This window comes from Enterobacter sp. 186315 (assembly GCF_053290175.1).
The window spans coordinates 175778-193735 of sequence record NZ_JBPTTK010000005.1 but is presented as its reverse complement, the minus strand read 5'-3'; the positions used below and the strand labels follow the sequence as shown (position 1 = coordinate 193735).

The 17958-nt window shown below is 56.6% G+C and carries 17 protein-coding genes; 5 read left to right on the top strand and 12 right to left on the bottom strand.

The window, feature by feature from the left end; translation table 11 throughout:
• Positions 1-42 precede the first annotated feature (42 nt).
• The 8 genes from ACSVHP_RS08250 to syd form a co-directional block, all read right to left on the bottom strand.
• Positions 43-1182 (bottom strand): glycerate kinase, encoded by a 1140-nt coding sequence (locus tag ACSVHP_RS08250; RefSeq protein WP_447551605.1) that lies wholly within the window; start codon positions 1180-1182, stop codon positions 43-45.
• Between the two features lie 90 nt (positions 1183-1272).
• Positions 1273-2610 carry a glucarate dehydratase gene (gene gudD, locus ACSVHP_RS08245; protein WP_447551604.1) on the bottom strand — a complete coding sequence of 446 codons (1338 nt, stop codon included), beginning with the start codon at positions 2608-2610 and terminating at the stop codon, positions 1273-1275.
• A gap of 12 nt (positions 2611-2622) precedes the next feature.
• Positions 2623-3966 (bottom strand): enolase C-terminal domain-like protein, encoded by a 1344-nt coding sequence (locus ACSVHP_RS08240; RefSeq protein ID WP_447551603.1) that lies wholly within the window; start codon positions 3964-3966, stop codon positions 2623-2625.
• Positions 3966-5321: a galactarate/glucarate/glycerate transporter GudP gene (gene gudP / locus ACSVHP_RS08235; protein WP_234671086.1), complete on the bottom strand. Its 1356-nt coding sequence runs from the start codon at positions 5319-5321 to the stop codon at positions 3966-3968. Before gudP ends, ACSVHP_RS08240 begins: the two co-directional genes overlap by 1 nt.
• A 332-nt stretch (positions 5322-5653) precedes the next feature.
• Positions 5654-6103 (bottom strand): flavodoxin, encoded by a 450-nt coding sequence (locus tag ACSVHP_RS08230; protein ID WP_417312899.1) that lies wholly within the window; start codon positions 6101-6103, stop codon positions 5654-5656.
• Positions 6104-6114: 11 nt separating this feature from the next.
• On the bottom strand, positions 6115-6903 hold the full coding sequence (gene truC, locus ACSVHP_RS08225; RefSeq protein WP_447551601.1) for a tRNA pseudouridine(65) synthase TruC: 789 nt from the start codon (positions 6901-6903) through the stop codon (positions 6115-6117).
• Complete coding sequence (locus ACSVHP_RS08220) at positions 6900-7229, bottom strand: YqcC family protein (protein ID WP_234671076.1); 330 nt, start codon at positions 7227-7229, stop codon at positions 6900-6902. Before ACSVHP_RS08220 ends, truC begins: the two co-directional genes overlap by 4 nt.
• Positions 7230-7844: 615 nt before the next feature.
• Positions 7845-8390: a SecY-interacting protein gene (syd, locus tag ACSVHP_RS08215; RefSeq protein WP_447551599.1), complete on the bottom strand. Its 546-nt coding sequence runs from the start codon at positions 8388-8390 to the stop codon at positions 7845-7847.
• Between the two features lie 69 nt (positions 8391-8459).
• Between syd and queF the strand changes: the two genes are divergently transcribed.
• From queF to xni, 5 genes are all read left to right on the top strand, one after another.
• Entirely contained in the window at positions 8460-9302 is an 843-nt protein-coding gene (gene queF, locus ACSVHP_RS08210; protein ID WP_447551597.1) for an NADPH-dependent 7-cyano-7-deazaguanine reductase QueF, read from the top strand.
• A gap of 116 nt (positions 9303-9418) precedes the next feature.
• A complete protein-coding gene (ppnN, locus tag ACSVHP_RS08205) occupies positions 9419-10783 on the top strand; it encodes a nucleotide 5'-monophosphate nucleosidase PpnN (protein ID WP_447551596.1) in 1365 nt (454 codons plus the stop codon).
• A gap of 511 nt (positions 10784-11294) precedes the next feature.
• Positions 11295-12584, top strand: a complete 1290-nt coding sequence (locus tag ACSVHP_RS08200) for an HAAAP family serine/threonine permease (RefSeq protein WP_447551595.1) — start codon at positions 11295-11297, stop codon at positions 12582-12584.
• A 63-nt stretch (positions 12585-12647) separates the two neighbouring features.
• Positions 12648-14015 (top strand): L-serine ammonia-lyase, encoded by a 1368-nt coding sequence (locus ACSVHP_RS08195; RefSeq protein WP_447551594.1) that lies wholly within the window; start codon positions 12648-12650, stop codon positions 14013-14015.
• Positions 14016-14126: 111 nt separating this feature from the next.
• On the top strand, positions 14127-14882 hold the full coding sequence (gene xni, locus ACSVHP_RS08190; RefSeq protein ID WP_234671048.1) for a flap endonuclease Xni: 756 nt from the start codon (positions 14127-14129) through the stop codon (positions 14880-14882).
• A gap of 44 nt (positions 14883-14926) precedes the next feature.
• Here the strand turns inward: xni and rlmM are convergent, their stop codons facing one another.
• The 4 genes from rlmM to ACSVHP_RS08170 form a co-directional block, all read right to left on the bottom strand.
• The gene (gene rlmM, locus ACSVHP_RS08185; protein WP_234671046.1) at positions 14927-16027 is read right to left on the bottom strand and encodes a 23S rRNA (cytidine(2498)-2'-O)-methyltransferase RlmM; all 1101 of its coding nucleotides are present in this window, start codon (positions 16025-16027) and stop codon (positions 14927-14929) included.
• Positions 16020-16415 (bottom strand): DUF423 domain-containing protein, encoded by a 396-nt coding sequence (locus ACSVHP_RS08180; protein WP_003862756.1) that lies wholly within the window; start codon positions 16413-16415, stop codon positions 16020-16022. Before ACSVHP_RS08180 ends, rlmM begins: the two co-directional genes overlap by 8 nt.
• A gap of 40 nt (positions 16416-16455) precedes the next feature.
• On the bottom strand, positions 16456-17373 hold the full coding sequence (gene gcvA, locus ACSVHP_RS08175) for a glycine cleavage system transcriptional regulator GcvA (protein WP_234671044.1): 918 nt from the start codon (positions 17371-17373) through the stop codon (positions 16456-16458).
• A 346-nt stretch (positions 17374-17719) separates the two neighbouring features.
• Positions 17720-17947 carry a YgdI/YgdR family lipoprotein gene (locus ACSVHP_RS08170; RefSeq protein ID WP_234671042.1) on the bottom strand — a complete coding sequence of 76 codons (228 nt, stop codon included), beginning with the start codon at positions 17945-17947 and terminating at the stop codon, positions 17720-17722.
• Positions 17948-17958: the final 11 nt, after the last annotated feature.

Sequence of the window (17958 nt, the reverse complement as noted above, 5' to 3'; positions counted from 1 at the left end):
TACGGGTACCTATATAAGCGGATCGCCACCCGGCAAGCAGAGTTAAAATTTCTGCCCCACCTTCAACACCGCCGCGATATTCCTCGCGGCCATCTGCACGTTTTCGCGGGCACTCTCCAGCGCCTCTTCTAACGAGCAAACGGTGTAAATCACGCTGAACACCGCGTCGATGCCGTGATCGTGGACCACGCCCACGTCCGCCGTCAGGCTGCCCGCAATGCCGATAACCGGCTTGTTGTAGCGTTTTGCCACCTTCGCCACCCCGACCGGGACTTTGCCGTGAATGGTCTGGCTGTCGATACGCCCTTCGCCGGTGATCACCAGATCCGCATCGGCGACCTGCTCATCAAGGTGCAACGCGTCGGTGACAATCTCAATCCCCTGACGAAGCTGCGCGCCGCAAAACGCATACAGCGCCGCGCCCATGCCTCCCGCAGCGCCGCCCCCGGCGAGATCCAGCACGTCCAGATCCAGGTCGCGGGCGATCGTTTTCGCGTAGTGGTCCAGCCCCCTGTCGAGCGTGGCAATCATCTCCGGCGTCGCCCCTTTCTGCGGGCCAAACACCGCCGATGCCCCGTCATCCCCGATTAACGGGTTGGTGACATCGCAGGCCACCTCTATTCGGCAATCGCTCAGACGAGGGTCAAGACCGCTCAGGTCGATGCGCGCCAGCTTCTCCAGCTCACCGCCGCCGGGGCCAATGGCCTGCCCCTGCTCGTCCACCAGCGCGGCGCCCAGCGCCTGCGCCATGCCCGCGCCGCCGTCGTTGGTCGCGCTGCCGCCGATGCCGATAATGATATGCTTCACCCCCACGTCCAGCGCATGGCGAATGAGTTCACCGGTTCCCCAGGAGGTTGTTTTTAACGGATTACGCTGAGAGGGGGCGACCAGCTCAAGGCCGCTTGCTGCCGCCATTTCGATAAAGGCGCTGCGTTCGTCACCGGACAGGCCATAGAAGCCGTCAACGCGCTCGCCCAACGGGCCGGTGACCGGCACATGGACTATTCGCCCCTGGGTGGCGGCAACCATCGCTTCGACGGTCCCTTCGCCGCCGTCGGCGACCGGGAGTTTGACGTACTGCGCAGACGGGAAGATTTCGCGAAAGCCTGCTTCTATCGCTGTCGCGACCTCCAGCGCACTCAAACTCTCCTTATACGAGTCCGGTGCGATAACAATTTTCATAAGCCATCCTTACGCATGTTTACCTCGTTAAGCATACACCCGCCCAGCTTGCGAAAAAGCCGATTCCCGCAGGAACCGGCCGGATAACGCTTAACGCACCATGCAAGGACGTTTGTTGTTGAAGGTCCAGTCCGGGATCAGATACTGCATCGCCATCGCGTCATCACGCGCCCCCAGACCATACTGCTGATACAGCTCGTGCGCCTTCATCACCCGATCCATATCCAGCTCCACGCCCAGACCCGGCGTCGATGGCACCTGCACCATGCCGCCTTTGATTTCAAACGGCGCTTTGGTCAGGCGCTGATTGCCTTCCTGCCAGATCCAGTGGGTGTCGATCGCGGTAATATTGCCCGGCGCGGCGGCGGCTACATGGGTGAACATCGCCAGCGACACGTCGAAGTGGTTGTTGGAGTGGGAGCCCCAGGTCAGGCCGAACTCGTGGCACATCTGCGCGACGCGCACTGAACCCTGCATGGTCCAGAAGTGCGGATCCGCCAGCGGAATATCCACCGACTGCAACGACAGGGTATGGCCCATCTGACGCCAGTCGGTGGCAATCATGTTGGTCGCCGTTGGCAGGCCGGTTGCGCGGCGGAACTCGGCCATCACCTCGCGACCCGAGAAGCCCTGCTCGGCGCCGCACGGATCTTCCGCATAGGCCAGCACGCCCTTCAGCTGTTTGCCGATTTTGATGGCTTCATCCAGCGACCAGGCGCCGTTAGGATCCAGCGTTACGCGCGCCTGCGGGAAACGTTTTGCCAGCGCAGAGATAGCTTCCGCCTCTTCTTCGCCCGCCAGCACGCCGCCTTTCAGTTTGAAATCGTTAAAGCCATACTTTTCGTACGCCGCTTCCGCCAGACGCACCACGGCATCCGGGGTCATGGCTTCTTCATGACGAAGGCGATACCAGTCGCATTGTTCGTCCGGCTGGCTTTGATAGGCCAGCGGCGTCAGCTTGCGGTTGCCCACGAAGAACAGATAGCCCAGCATTTCCACTTCACTGCGCTGCTGGCCTTCGCCCAGCAGGGAGGCGACGTTGACGCCCAGATGCTGACCCAGCAGATCCAGCATCGCGGCTTCAATCCCCGTCACCACATGGATGGTGGTACGCAGGTCAAAGGTTTGCAGACCGCGCCCGCCCGCATCGCGGTCGGCGAAGGCGCTGCGCACCGCGTTGAGCACGTTTTTGTACTCACCCAGCGTTTTGCCCACCACCAGCGGGATGGCATCTTCCAGCGTCTTGCGGATCTTCTCCCCACCGGGGATCTCCCCCACGCCGGTGTGGCCGGAGTTATCTTTGATAATCACAATATTGCGGGTAAAGAATGGCGCGTGTGCCCCACTCAGGTTCATCAACATGCTGTCATAGCCCGCAACCGGAATGATCTGCATGGAGGTAACTACAGGGGTAGAAAATGTGCTCATCGTTTCATCCTTTTAAGAGTGACGTCCAAAAACAGGGCATTTACGATCGAATGTCCAGCCAGGGATCAGGTACTGCATCGGGCCTGCGTCATTACGCGCGCCGCCCGGCAGCTTTTTATACGCCTCATGCGCCTTGTGGATCTGATCCCAGTCAATCTCCACGCCCAGCCCTGGTGCATCCGGTACGGCAATCTTGCCATTGTTGATCTCCAGCGGATTTTTGGTCAGGCGGGCTTCACCTTCCTGCCAGATCCAGTGGGTATCAATCGCGGTCGGATTACCCGGTGCCGCCGCGCCAACGTGGGTAAACATCGCCAGCGAAATATCGAAATGGTTATTAGAGTGGCAGCCCCAGGTCAGGCCCCAGTCGTCGCAAAGCTGCGCCACGCGCACCGCGCCGGAGAGCGTCCAGAAATGCGGGTCCGCCAGCGGAATATCGACCGAGTTAAGCATGACCGCGTGGCCCATTTCGCGCCAGTTGGTGGCAATCATATTGGTGGCGACCGGCAGCCCGGTTGCCCGGCGAAACTCCGCCATCACTTCGCGCCCCGAGAAGCCCTGCTCTGCGCCGCACGGATCTTCCGCGTAGGTCAGCACGTCGCCCAGCCCTTTACACAGGGCGATCGCTTCGTCGAGCAGCCACGCGCCGTTAGGATCGACGGTGATCCGCGCCTCCGGGAAGCGTTTTTTCAGCGCCCGGGCGCTCTCGATCTCCTGCTCGCCCGGCAGCACGCCGCCTTTGAGTTTGAAATCCTTAAAGCCGTAGCGATCCTGCGCCGCCTCGGCCAGCCGCACCACCGCGTCGATGGTGAGCGCCTCCTGATGACGCAGGTGATACCACTCGTGGCTTCCGGGTGAACGTTCCAGATACGGCAGATCGGTTTTGGTGCGATCGCCCACGTAGAACAGATACCCCAGCACCGTCACCGCATCGCGCTGTTTGCCCGGCCCCAGCAGCTCGCAGACCGGAACGTTCAGCGCCTTACCTAAGAGATCCAGCAGCGCCGCCTCCAGCGCAGCGACCGCGTTGACGCGCAGCTCAAACGTCCACGCCCCTTTGCCGAAGGTATCGAAATCTGCCGACTGGTTGCCCTTGTGAACCCGCTGCACCACCTTGTTCAGACGGGCAACCTCCTGCCCCACCACCTGCGGGACGGCATCAACCAGCGTCTGGTAAATGACCTCTCCGCCCGGCGCTTCGCCCACGCCGGTATTCCCGGCGCTGTCGGTCAGCACCACGATATTGCGGGTAAACCAGGCGTTATGCGCGCCGCCAATGTTCAGCAGCATACTGTCCTGTCCGGCCACCGGAATGACCTTCATCTCGGTGACAATCGGGCTTGATTGCGTTGTCATTATCCACGCCCCCCAACAGGTTTGAGCTCGACGCGTTTGATATCGCCCACCAGCACCAGATAGCTCAGCACGGCTACCAGCGCATGGACGCCCACGTAAATCAGCGCGCCGTTAAAGGAGCCGGTGGTGCCGACGATATACCCGATAGCAATCGGGGTAACAATGCCGGAAATGTTGCCGAACATGTTGAACAGACCGCCGCTCAGGCCGCTGATCTCTTTTGGCGCGGTATCCGCCATCACCGCCCAGCCCAGCGCGCCGATGCCTTTACCGAAGAACGCCATCGCCATAAAGCCGATAATCATCCACTCCGCGTTAACGTAGTTACAGAAGACCATGGTCATGGAGAGCAGCATGCCCAGCACGATTGGCGTTTTACGGGCGATGTTCAGCGACCCGGTGCGGCGCATCAGCCAGTCAGAAATTACGCCGCCCAGGACGCCGCCCACAAAGCCGCAGATCGCCGGAATCGATGCGACAAAGCCCGCTTTCAGGATGGACATTCCGCGCGCCTGCACCAGATAGACCGGGAACCAGGTGATAAAGAAGTAGGTTAAGGCGTTGATGCAGTACTGGCCGAGGTAAATGCCCACCATCATGCGCGAGCCGACGAGCTGTTTGATCTGCGCCCACTTCTGGCTGAACGGCACTTTTACCTTGTCGTTCTTCTGATCCATATTGATCAGCGCCCCGCCCTCGGCAATGTACTCCAGCTCTTTTTTGTTCACGCCCGGATGCTGGTTCGGCTCGTGGATCACTTTGAGCCAGATAAAGCTGATGATGATGCCGAGCCCGCCCATGAAGAAGAAGACATGCGACCAGCCCACCTCATGCGTCAGCCAGCCCATGATTGGGGCGAAGATCACCGTTGCGAAATACTGTGCCGAGTTGAAAATCGCGACCGCCGTACCCCTCTCCTGCGCCGGGAACCAGGCTGCCACAATGCGGCTGTTGCCCGGGAAGGAAGGCGCTTCCGCTAACCCCACCAGGAAGCGCAGGGTGAAGAGCGCAATGATAATGCCGAAGCCGCTGAAGATATCGACGAAGCCCTGTAACAGGGTGAACATCGACCAGATAAAGATGGACCAGAAATAGACGCGTTTGGAGCCGAAGCGGTCGAGCAGCCAGCCGCCGGGAATTTGGCCGATCACATAGGCCCATGAAAACGCAGAGAAAACGTAACCCATACCGACCGGATCAAGCCCAATATCTTTTGCCATTTCCGAACCGGCAATCGACAGCGTGGCGCGGTCTCCGTAGTTAAAGGACGTGACGATAAACAGCATCACCACTATCCAGTAGCGAGCATTTGTGCGCTTCTCAGCGCTACTTGCAGCCTGGCTTAATGTACTCATAGTTGCACTCCTGAATCCTGGCTTTCGCCAGTTCATTCTGTACAGCACCGTAGGGTAATCAGAATGAGAGGTTGGTGATTGGCAGTTTTGGTACGGCTACATGCCGTTTTATAGTGACGCACTGCCTTTTGGTAACTGACGGGAAAAGTATATGTAAGGGGGGATGACTCTCTCACCGTGCATCAACACAACATTCTGAAGGCAGTGAGAAGTTGTTTGGGGCAAAAGCCCAAACCTCTGGAAGGTACTTCACGGAATTGAGGATTTCATGCGGGGTTTGTTGCCGGGCGTCGGCTACGCCTTACCCGGCCTGGGATGTGGACAACGTGGTGCTATTTGAGCAGCGTCGCCCAGTGTTCAACCCACGGATTTGATTCGCTTTCTGGCTCCGGGTGCTCACCGGCGTCAATCAGCAGCATCTCGCCCACGCGCTGTGCGCTTTGCTCCTGCAACAGGGCATCGAACTGCTTGCCGCCGCCGCAGAAACTGGCATAAGAGCTATCACCCAGCGCGATAATGCCGTAGTGAACGTCAGGCTGATAGCCAAGCCGATCTTTAATGCCCTGGAACAGCGGCATAATGCTGTCCGGCAGATCCCCCTGCCCGGTGGTCGAGGTCACCACCAGGATGTACTTGTCTTTGTACTTTTCCCAGTCCGCCAGCTCCGGATCTTCATAGACCGTGGCCTTATGTCCCTGACTGGCGAGGATCGCTTCGGCCTCTTCTGCCACCAGCAGCGAGTTACCGTACATCGTGCCAACGAAAATGCCGACTTCAGCCATGCTTTGCTCCCTTACTGTCCGCTATTGCTTTCATCCTGAACGTTGCCCGGCACAAACTCAACCCTTTCATTTTCGGGGAGTTGTCCTCTCCAGCCAAACTGTGACAGCGCCTGCATCCACACCTCGTCCAGCCCCGCGCGAATCGACAGCGGCTCGCCGGTGAAGGGGTGCGTTAGGCTCAGTTCGCTGGCGTGCAGCATCAGACGATTGCAGCCAAAATGGTCTGCCGCGCTGCGGTTCTGGCGTAAATCACCGTGCTTGCTGTCGCCAATAATCGGGTGGCGAAGATGGGCCAGATGGCGGCGAAGCTGGTGCTTGCGCCCGGTTTTGGGCAAAAGCTCAACCAGGCTGTAGCGGGTGGTGGGAAACTTGCTGGTGGCCACCGGCATTTCGGTAGTCGCCATCCCGCGATAGTCGGTGACCGCGGGCTGCGGGCCTTTATCGTCGCGGGCGAATTTATCGGCGATTTTGTCCAGCTCTTCCACCAGCGGATAATCAAGCGTTGCCGCTTCGGTCAGCCAGCCGCGCACGATGGCGTGGTAGCGTTTCTGCATCTGATGCTGCTCGAACTGCTGCGACAGCAGGCGACCTGCTTCGCTGGACAGCCCCATCAGCAACACGCCGGAGGTCGGCCTGTCCAGCCGGTGCGCGGTAAAGACGTGCTGACCAATCTGGTCGCGCACGGTCTGCATCACCACCACTTTTTCATCGCGATCCAGCCAGCTGCGATGCACCAGCCAGCCCGACGGTTTATTGACTGCCACCAGCCATTCATCCTGATAGAGGATTTCAAGCGTCATTCATTGTCACCGGCAAACAGCGCGTCCAGACGCTCCAGCTCGACCAGGATAACGGCGCGCGTGGGGTGTGCGGCATCGAGCGCCATTTCATAATAAGGCGCAACGGCGAACGATTCAGGCAGAGGATGCGCGCCGTCGATCAGGGCGTGCATACGCGGGATAAGCACCCATTGCAGCCACTCGAACGGCTCAAGGGTATCCAGGCAAAAAGGTTGAGTACTGGCGAACGCTTCCGGCTGAGGAGAGACCTCCTGCCAGTGCTGATGTTGACGTAAAACTGCTTCAATGGCGTGCAGCTGGGCACGTACGCTGTCGTGACGCGTCATGAAAACCTCTGGCGAAAAACACAATGGCGCGAAGCATAGCAAAAAAAAAGGGAGCACTGTATTAACAGTGCTCCCGGTTCGTTCCGCAGCAATCCAGCTACAATTTGTGCTCCCTGCTCATCCGTGACAACTTTTCCTGAAGCCCGAGGGCCTGGTCATCCGTAAACCTCTGCGTCCTGCTCACATCATCCTGACGTGATTGTTTCATCCTGAAACGTCCTGGCCATCCTGACCCACCGACCATCCTGACCGGCTCTCTTTCTCCTTCCTGGAGGTGTCCCTTACGCGTCCTGCGTTATCCTTTTGCTTCATCCTGAAGCCTTCCTGAAGCGCCGTCCTGGCGTGTCCTTTGTTAAGAAACGTCATCATCCTGATGTTCGTTTCTCGTGTCGGCATCCTGTCGACGGACATAGAATCCGCTATTCCGCATCGTCTTACAACCCATCCTGTAAGCGTTGTAAGAGTAAGTAAGCAGCGATAATTTGGCGGAAACTCGACTAACTGACTGAGAAATATAAATTTAAATTTACTGTCGCCATGAGATAAAACTTATTGCGGCGGCGATCTCTCACAAACCTTGTAAGAGATCTCTCACACGCGCAGTAGCACGTTGGATTACAGAACAGGCTCAAGTCGATTGAGGAAATCCGCAAGTGAAGGGGCGAGAACGTCGCGATTGCGGGTACCGATTGTCTCTTTAACAACTTCACCGGACAGGTTACAAACCGAAATCACGTCCAGCTCGCTGTCGAGGGTGGCGATAAAAAGCGTCGGAGAAAGTTTAAGGCGTTTCTGCGTGACCAGGTGACCAATCAGGTTTTCCTGTACGCGCTGGAGGTCATCTTCGCTCCAGGTTTGCAGCAGCGTCAGCGTTAATCCGTCGAAGCGGGCAGTCATATCACCTGCATACTGCGTGGTATAAAACGCGTGAAGCGCAGGTTGTACCACAATGTCCATTGCGCGTTCAACCGCATTTACACTCTGCCCGACCGGGAACGATTTCGGCTGCCAGATAACGCTGTCATCGAGAGTCGTAATGACGCACGGCGAAGGAACGCCATATAAGTCAGCGCTTTGCGGCCAGGTTCCTTTTGCCTCTTGCCATGCGTCGCAGTAGCGGGTTGTGAATGCGGCCAGGGCATTTGCAGTTTCGATATCCACCGATTTCTCTCTTCTCGTAAGACAGGATAAACTCAGCCCCTAAGTGTACCTGTAAAGTGGCAATGAAACATGTCTTACGAAAATCATCAGGCGTTAACGGGCTTAACGCTGGGGAAATCGACCGATTACCGCGACACCTACGATGCAGGCCTGTTGCAGGGCGTGCCGCGCAGTCTGAACCGCGATCCGCTGGGGCTTCACGCCGATGCGCTGCCGTTTGTAGGCGGCGATATCTGGACGCTGTATGAACTCTCCTGGCTCAACGCTCGCGGTCTGCCGCAGGTTGCGGTAGGCCATGTGGAGCTGGATTACGCCAGCGAGAATCTGGTCGAATCCAAATCCTTTAAGCTCTACCTCAACAGCTTTAACCAGACTCAGTTCAACAGCTGGGACGAGGTTCAGCAGACGCTGGAGCGGGATTTACGCGCCTGCGCGCAGGGGAACGTCACGGTTTCGCTGTATCGCCTGCACGAGCTTGAAGGCCAGCCGGTGGCGCATTTCAACGGCACCTGCATCGACGAGCAGGATATCGACATTGAGAGTTACGAATTCAGCACCGATTATCTGAACGATGCGACCGAGGGTAAGATCGTCGAAGAGACGCTGGTCAGCCATCTGCTGAAATCCAACTGCCTGATCACCCATCAGCCGGATTGGGGCTCGGTTCAGATCCAGTATCGCGGGCCGAAGATCGACCGGGAAAAGCTGCTGCGCTATCTGGTGTCTTTTCGCCATCACAATGAATTCCACGAGCAGTGCGTGGAGCGCATCTTTAACGATATTCAGCGCTTCTGCCAGCCAGAGAAGCTCAGCGTTTACGCCCGCTACACGCGTCGCGGCGGCCTGGATATCAACCCGTGGCGCACCAATACCGATTTTGTGCCCGCAACGGGCCGGCTGGTGCGTCAGTAATCTAAATATATTTGAAATATGCGCGGTGTATTCCGCGCTTTAGGTTGTGAAACGTCATAAGCCAGGGCTATTGTAATCAACAGGGAAAGACGATAATCGTCCCGTAAGGAGCTCACTTGATTACACATATTAGCCCACTGGGCTCAATGGATATGTTGTCGCAGCTGGAAGTGGACATGCTTAAGCGCACGGCCAGTAGCGACCTTTATCAACTGTTTCGTAACTGTTCACTCGCCGTTCTGAACTCCGGAAGCCTGACCGATAACAGTAAAGAGCTGTTGTCACGCTTCGAAAGCTTCGATATCAACGTGCTGCGCCGCGAGCGCGGCGTGAAACTTGAGGTGATCAACCCGCCTGAAGATGCCTTTGTTGACGGGCGAATTATTCGCTCTTTGCAGGCCAACCTGTTCGCCGTGCTGCGCGATATCCTGTTTGTTAACGGGCAAATTCACAACGCGGGCCGCTTCCAGCATCTCGATCTGGAAAGCTCCGTGCATATCACCAATCTGGTCTTCTCTATTCTGCGTAACGCCCGCGCCCTGCACGTTGGCGAGGCGCCCAATATGGTTGTCTGCTGGGGCGGTCACTCTATTAACGAAACCGAATACCTCTACGCCCGCCGGGTGGGGACACAGCTTGGCCTGCGCGAGCTGAACATCTGCACCGGCTGCGGGCCGGGTGCGATGGAAGCGCCAATGAAAGGGGCCGCCGTTGGCCATGCGCAGCAGCGTTATAAAGAGGGACGTTTTATCGGCATGACCGAGCCGTCAATCATTGCCGCCGAGCCGCCTAACCCTCTGGTTAACGAGCTGATTATCATGCCGGATATCGAAAAACGTCTTGAGGCGTTTGTCCGTATCGCGCACGGGATCATCATCTTCCCAGGCGGCGTGGGTACTGCCGAAGAGCTGCTCTATCTGCTCGGGATTCTGATGAACCCGGCGAACAAAAATCAGGTATTGCCGCTGATCCTGACCGGGCCGAAAGAGAGTGCGGATTACTTCCGCGTGCTGGATGAATTTATCGTCCACACGCTGGGTGAATCCGCGCGCCGTCACTACCGCATCATCATTGACGACGCCGCCGAGGTAGCCCGTCAGATGAAGAAAGCGATGCCGCTGGTGAAAGAGAACCGTCGTGATACCGGGGACGCCTACAGCTTCAACTGGTCCATTCGTATCGCGCCGGATCTGCAAATCCCGTTCGAGCCGTCGCACGAAAATATGGCTAACCTGAAACTCTATCCGGATCAGCCGGTTGAAGTTCTGGCGGCCGACCTGCGCCGCGCCTTCTCGGGGATCGTTGCGGGTAACGTCAAAGAGGTGGGCATTCGCGCGATTGAGGAGTTTGGCCCGTACAAAATCCACGGCGACCGCGAGATGATGCGCCGTATGGACGACATGCTTCAGGGCTTTGTCGCCCAGCACCGCATGAAGCTGCCTGGCTCAGCCTACATTCCCTGCTACGAAATCTGCACGTAACGCATTGACCCTTCACGCTCAGGCCGGGTAGCGCATCGCCGCTGTCCGGCTTTTTTTATCGGGATATTCATATGCTTCGTGAATGCTTTTAGCAAATCCATCCCAAACGCAAACGATTACCTCCATTTTCAGACCGCCAATTATCAGCCTTAATCCAAATTCCCTGCCAGAAAACTCTAAAACCCAACGTCTTTACAGCAAAAGACGCCTATCTCTCTGCCCGACCTTTCAGGCTGCATAGGGTTTCTGATAGCCTTCGCGCCCGTAAATTCTATTTGACGTTTTTTTAACAGATAAATGGTCTAAAGATACCCATATCAAAAGTGGATTATTGCATTTGGGATCGCGATCACTGATACATCCATAACGAAAATGTATCTTTCCGCCCGCAAACAGTTACGGGTGAAAATTATTAAAAAACCGTCACTGAACGAATTTCATATTACCGTCAGGCATTTTTTCATCGGATTCGACCAGAAACCTGACATTTTGCTTCCTCCAGGAGATATAGATGGAAACCACTCAAACCAGCACCGTTGCTTCGATTGATTCCCGAAGCGGCTGGCGCAAAACGGATACCATGTGGATGCTTGGCCTGTACGGCACGGCAATCGGCGCTGGTGTACTGTTCCTTCCTATCAACGCAGGCGTTGGCGGTCTGATCCCGCTGATCATCATGGCTATCATCGCCTTCCCGATGACCTTCTTCGCACACCGCGGCCTGACCCGCTTCGTGCTGTCTGGTAAGAACCCAGGCGAAGACATCACCGAAGTGGTTGAAGAGCACTTTGGCGTGGGCGCAGGTAAACTGATCACCCTGCTCTACTTCTTCGCGATTTACCCAATCCTGCTGGTCTACAGCGTGGCGATCACCAACACCGTTGAAAGCTTCATGACGCACCAGCTGCACATGACGCCGCCACCGCGTGCCATTCTGTCCCTGATCCTGATTGTCGGCATGATGACCATCGTGCGCTTCGGCGAGCAGATGATCGTAAAAGCGATGAGCGTGCTGGTGTTCCCGTTTGTTGCCGCACTGATGGTGCTGGCCTTCTATCTGATCCCACAGTGGATCGGCGCAGCGCTGGAAACCCTGTCCCTGAGCAGCGCAACCGCGAGCGGTAACGGCCTGCTGCTGACCCTGTGGCTGGCGATTCCGGTGATGGTGTTCTCCTTCAACCACTCGCCAATCATCTCCTCCTTCGCGGTAGCGAAGCGTGAAGAGTACGGCAACGGTGCAGAGAAGAAGTGCTCCAGCATCCTGGCGCGCGCCCATGTGATGATGGTGCTGACCGTTATGTTCTTCGTGTTCAGCTGCGTACTGAGCCTCTCCCCTGCGGATCTGGCGGAAGCGAAAGCACAGAACATCTCCATTCTGTCTTACCTGGCAAACCACTTTAACGCGCCGCTGATTGCGTGGATGGCACCAATCATCGCGATTATAGCTATCACCAAATCCTTCCTGGGCCACTATCTGGGCGCGCGTGAAGGCTTCAACGGCATGGTGATTAAGTCTCTGCGCGGTAAAGGCAAGAGCATTGAAATCAACAAGCTGAACAAAATCACTGCGCTGTTCATGCTGCTCACCACCTGGGCGGTAGCGACCCTGAACCCAAGCATCCTGGGCATGATTGAAACCCTGGGCGGCCCGGTTATCGCGATGATTCTATTCCTGATGCCGATGTACGCGATTCAGAAAGTGCCTGCGATGCGTAAATACAGCGGCCATATCAGCAACGTGTTCGTTGTGATTATGGGTCTGATTGCCATCTCCGCTATTTTCTACTCGCTGTTCAGCTAATACCTCCTGCGCCGTCTTCGGGCGGCGCACTCCTCCCCTCTGACTGATAGCAATGGACGCATCATGATTAGCGTATTCGATATCTTTAAAATCGGTATTGGTCCTTCCAGCTCTCACACCGTCGGGCCGATGAAAGCCGGTAAACAATTCACGGATGACTTGATTGCACGCGGCATTTTGCACGACATCACCCGCGTGGTTGTCGATGTCTACGGTTCCCTTTCCCTGACCGGTAAAGGCCACCACACCGATATCGCCATTATCATGGGCCTGGCGGGAAACCTGCCGGACACCGTTGATATTGACGCGATCCCTGGATTTATCCAGGACGTGAACACCCACGGTCGTTTGCTGCTGGCAAACGGCGAGCACGAAGTTGAATTCCCGGTTGACCACTGCATGAACTTCCATGCGGACAACCTGTCGCTGCACGAAAACGGCATGCGCATTACCGCGCTGGCAGGCGACAAAGCGGTGTACAGCCAGACCTATTACTCCATCGGCGGCGGCTTTATCGTCGACGAAGACCACTTTGGGCAGACCAGCATCTCCGCCGTTGAGGTGCCTTATCCGTACAAAAACGCGGCGGATTTGCAGCGTCACTGTCAGGAAACCGGCCTTTCTCTCTCCGGCCTGATGATGAAAAACGAGCTGGCGCTGCACAGTAAAGAAGAGCTTGAGCAGCACTTTGCTAACGTATGGGAGGTGATGCGCGGCGGTATCGAGCGCGGGATCACTACCGAAGGCGTACTGCCGGGCAAACTGCGCGTGCCGCGTCGTGCGGCGGCGCTGCGCCGGATGCTGGTGAGCACTGATAAAACCACCACCGATCCGATGGCGGTCGTGGACTGGATCAACATGTTTGCGCTGGCGGTAAACGAAGAGAACGCCGCGGGTGGCCGCGTAGTGACGGCGCCAACCAACGGCGCGTGCGGTATCGTTCCGGCCGTGCTGGCGTACTACGACAAGTTTATCCGCGAAGTGAACGCTAACTCTCTGGCGCGCTACATGCTGGTCGCCAGCGCAATTGGTTCGCTCTATAAGATGAACGCCTCTATTTCCGGTGCGGAAGTGGGCTGTCAGGGTGAAGTCGGCGTCGCCTGCTCGATGGCGGCGGCGGGTCTGGCGGAGCTGCTGGGCGCCAGCCCGATGCAGGTGTGCATCGCAGCGGAAATCGGCATGGAGCATAACCTGGGGCTGACCTGCGATCCGGTCGCCGGACAGGTGCAGGTGCCGTGTATCGAACGTAACGCGATTGCCTCGGTGAAAGCGGTCAACGCGGCGCGTATGGCGCTGCGCCGCACCAGCGAGCCGCGCGTCTGTCTCGACAAGGTTATCGAAACCATGTACGAAACGGGCAAAGACATGAACGCCAAATATCGCGAAACCTCTCGCGGTGGCCTGGCGATGAAGATCGTGACCTGCGATTAAGCCTTAAAGAAGCCTCGTTTTGCGAGGCTTCTTCCTGTTTTTCCCCGCACTATTCGTTTCCCCCTGCCGACAGTGTTACCCTTTACCCATTAGATTTAAGGGAGATTATCTGTGGCCGTTCATTTGCTTATCGTCGACGCGCTTAACCTGATCCGCCGTATTCATGCGGTGCAGGGCACGCCCTGTAAGGACACCTGTCTTCATGCGCTGGAGCAGCTTATCCGCCACAGCGAGCCTACGCACGCGGTGGCCGTCTTCGACGATGAAGCACGCAACACGGGCTGGCGACACCAGCGCCTGCCGGACTACAAAGCCGGACGCGCGCCGATGCCGGACGACCTGCACGCCGAAATGCCCGCGCTTCGCGCCGCCTTTGAACAGCGCGGCGTCCCCTGCTGGGGCGCGCACGGCAGCGAAGCCGACGATCTGGCAGCGACGCTTGCCGTCAAAGTCGCGAGCGCCGGGCATCAGGCCACGATCGTGTCCACGGATAAAGGCTACTGCCAGCTGCTTTCGCCGACGATCCGTATTCGCGACTATTTCCAGAAACGCTGGCTGGACGCGCCGTTTATCGCCGCCGAGTTTGGCGTTTCTCCCGAACAGCTTCCCGACTACTGGGGGCTGGCAGGCATCAGCAGTTCAAAAGTGCCCGGCGTTGCCGGTATCGGGCCAAAAAGCGCCGCACAACTGCTAACGGATTTTCACAATCTGGAAGGGATTTACGCCCGGCTGGACGAGGTGCCGGAAAAGTGGCGTAAGAAGCTAGAGGCGCACAAAGAGATGGCGTTTATCTGCCGGGACGTGGCGACGCTACAGACGGATTTGGTATTAGACGGGAATTTACAGCAGTTAAGGTTAGATCGTTAAAATTCCCTCTCCCCTGTGGGGAGAGGGTTAGGGTGAGGGGGGAACTATCGCTCGTCGCGACGCCCGCCTACGGCCGCCCACCAGCGACGGATATGTACCGTCACCTCTTCACGATCGTGATAGAGCTGGCGAGCCTGAATGACCACGTTAATGCCGTGCTCGTCCATCTGCTGCTGGATATAGGCCAGGTTCTGCGACACTTCCTCATAGCGCTTTTTCATCGGCAGCTTGAGGTTAAAAATCGTTTCGCGGCACCAGCCGTTCACCAGCCAGGAGGCCATCAGCGCGGCGACTTTCGCCGGTTTCTCTACCATGTCGCACACCATCCAGGAGATGTTGTTGCGCGTCGGGCGATAGCGGAAACCGTCTTCACGCAGCCAGGTCACCTGCCCGGTGTCCATCAGGCTTTGCGCCATTGGGCCGTTATCAACGGATGACACCCACATGTTGCGTTTCACCAGCTGATAGGTCCAGCCACCCGGACACGCGCCGAGATCGACCGCGTACATACCGTTTGCCAGACGCTCATCCCACTCGTCAGCCGGGATAAAGACGTGAAACGCCTCTTCCAGCTTCAGCGTTGAGCGGCTTGGCGCATCGGACGGGAATCGCAGGCGCGGAATGCCCATAAAGAACGGTGAATTATTGGTGGTGTAGGAGTAGCCCGTATAACAGCAGCCCGGCGCAATAAAGAAGATATGCACCACCGGACGCTTCGGCGTTTCGTAGTTGGTCAGCACGCCGGCGTCACGCAGCGCCGCGCGCAGCGGAACGGTGAACTTGCGGCAGAACTTCATCAGCTCTTTGCTTTCGTTGGTGTCCGCCACTTCAACGCGCAGATCGCCGCCCTTCTCTACCACGCCCTGCAACATGCCAACCACTGGCGTGATGCGGTCTTCCGGCGGGAGATCTTTAAGCAGCTCGCCCGCGACGAACATCTGGCGGGCAAAAATCAGCGAGCTGAACGGCAGCTCGCGCGCCAGCTTGTCGGCATCGTCAGGCTGATAGCATTCAAACACCACATAGCCCGCGTTCTCTTTCACACGCGCAAAGCCATACACCTCACGGCGCGCCGCTTTGTCTGTGATTTCCGCGGCGCACTCTTTCTCAAACCCCGGGCGACAATATAAAACAACCTTATTCATGAACAACGCCCTTGCGTTTCAGACGGATGGCTCCGATAAACATTAATACCCAACCGGCCAGGAAGCTCACGCCGCCGACCGGTGTAACAAACGCCCACAGGCGCAGATGCGAAAGCGCCAGGCAATACAGGCTGCCGCTAAAGAGCACCGTGCCCAGCGCCAGAAAGACGCTGCTCCAGTAAAACCAGATACTGATCCGGCGCTGCATCGCCACCGCCAGGCCGAAAATCGCCAGCGTGTGAAACGCCTGATATTCAAGGCCGGTCTGGATCCAGCCCATCTCTACAACGCCTAAAGACTTGCTTAACACGTGGGCACCGAATGCGCCCAGTGCGACAAAAATAAAGCCACTCACCGCGGCAAAAATCAGCATGAATCGGCTGGTCATGTTTCTGTCCTAAAGTGATGCGTGCTCAGCACACAAAAAGTTATTGCTCATACCTGAAGCGGAATTTTTCTTGCTCGCTTGCCGCTTTCGCCAGGATCCACTGTCGGAAGGCGGCTATTTTACCCAGTTCTGCCTGGCTGTCATGGCAAACCAGATAAAACGCATTCTTGCTGACCAGAACATCATTAAAAGGGCAGACCAGACGGCCTGCCTCAATTTCGGACTGGGACATCACGTTGTTGGCCAACGCGACACCCTGCCCGTGGATGGCAGCCTGTAACACCATCGCACTGTGGCTAAAGATGGGGCCTTGCTGCACGTTTATATGATTAAGACCGAGCTGGCGCGTATAAGTTTGCCAGTCACGGCGGGAGGCATCGTGTAAAAGGGTATGCTGCGCCAAGTCCGCCGGCGTTTTTAACGCCTTTTCGCCCGTCAGCAACAGCGGGGAACAGACCGGAAGGAGATATTCTGCGTATAATTTTTCGACACGTAAACCCGGCCAGTTGCCGCGACCATAAAAAATCGCCACGTCGACATCGTCCGCCAGCTTGTCTTCCTGACGGTCGACCGCCTGGATCCTGACGTCAATTCCCGGATAAGCTGAGTTAAAGCTTGAGAGTCTCGGCACCAGCCATTGAATGGCAAAACTGGGTAATAAACTGACAGTCAGTGCGCCTTTTGCGCTCCGGGCCTGTAGCTTGCGGGTGGCTTCGGTAAGCTGGGAAAAAATCTCTTTAATATCCTGAAAATAGCTTTGGCCTTCTTCCGTCAGGAGCAAGGATCGGTTGCGTCGACGGAACAGCTTAAGCCCCAGAAAATCCTCCAGAGACTTGATTTGATGACTTACTGCGGCCTGTGTCACAAAAAGCTCATCAGCCGCGCGAGTGAAGCTGAGGTGGCGGGCAGCGGCGTCAAAAACACGTAATGCATTCAGAGGTGGTAATCGCTTGGACATGGCTTTCTGGCTTAGATGTTAACGGCATTTAACAAACAGGAAACAACAGTTAACCTATTAGTTTTTTTTATCTGAGCCATTATAAATTGTCCGTTGAGGAACTACCAGCAAATACCTATAGTGGCGGCACTTCCTGAGCCGGAACGAAAAGTTTTTTGGAATGCGTGTTCTGAAGGGCTTTTGGCTTACGGTTGTGATGTTGTGTTGTTGTGTTTGCAATTGGTCTGCGATTCAGACCACGGTAGCAACGCTACCAATTTTTCACTTCCTGTACATTTACCCTGTCTGTCCATAGTGATTAATGTAGCACCGCCAATTTGCGGTGCTTTTTTTTGCTTATTTTCTGTTAGTGCTCGATCTCTTTCATCTCTTTTACATCAGAGCGATTGATCTGCTGTTTGTTGCCGTTCGCGTCCTTATACGAAATCATCCCGGTATCATTGTCTGTTGACGGTTTCCCTTCAGAGACAATGGAACGACCATCGTTAGTGTGCATAACGTAGTTATTGCCAGAACAGGCGCTCAGGGCAAAAGTAAACGCACAGGCAGAAATGATTGCAGCTGTCTTATTCATGATTATTCTCC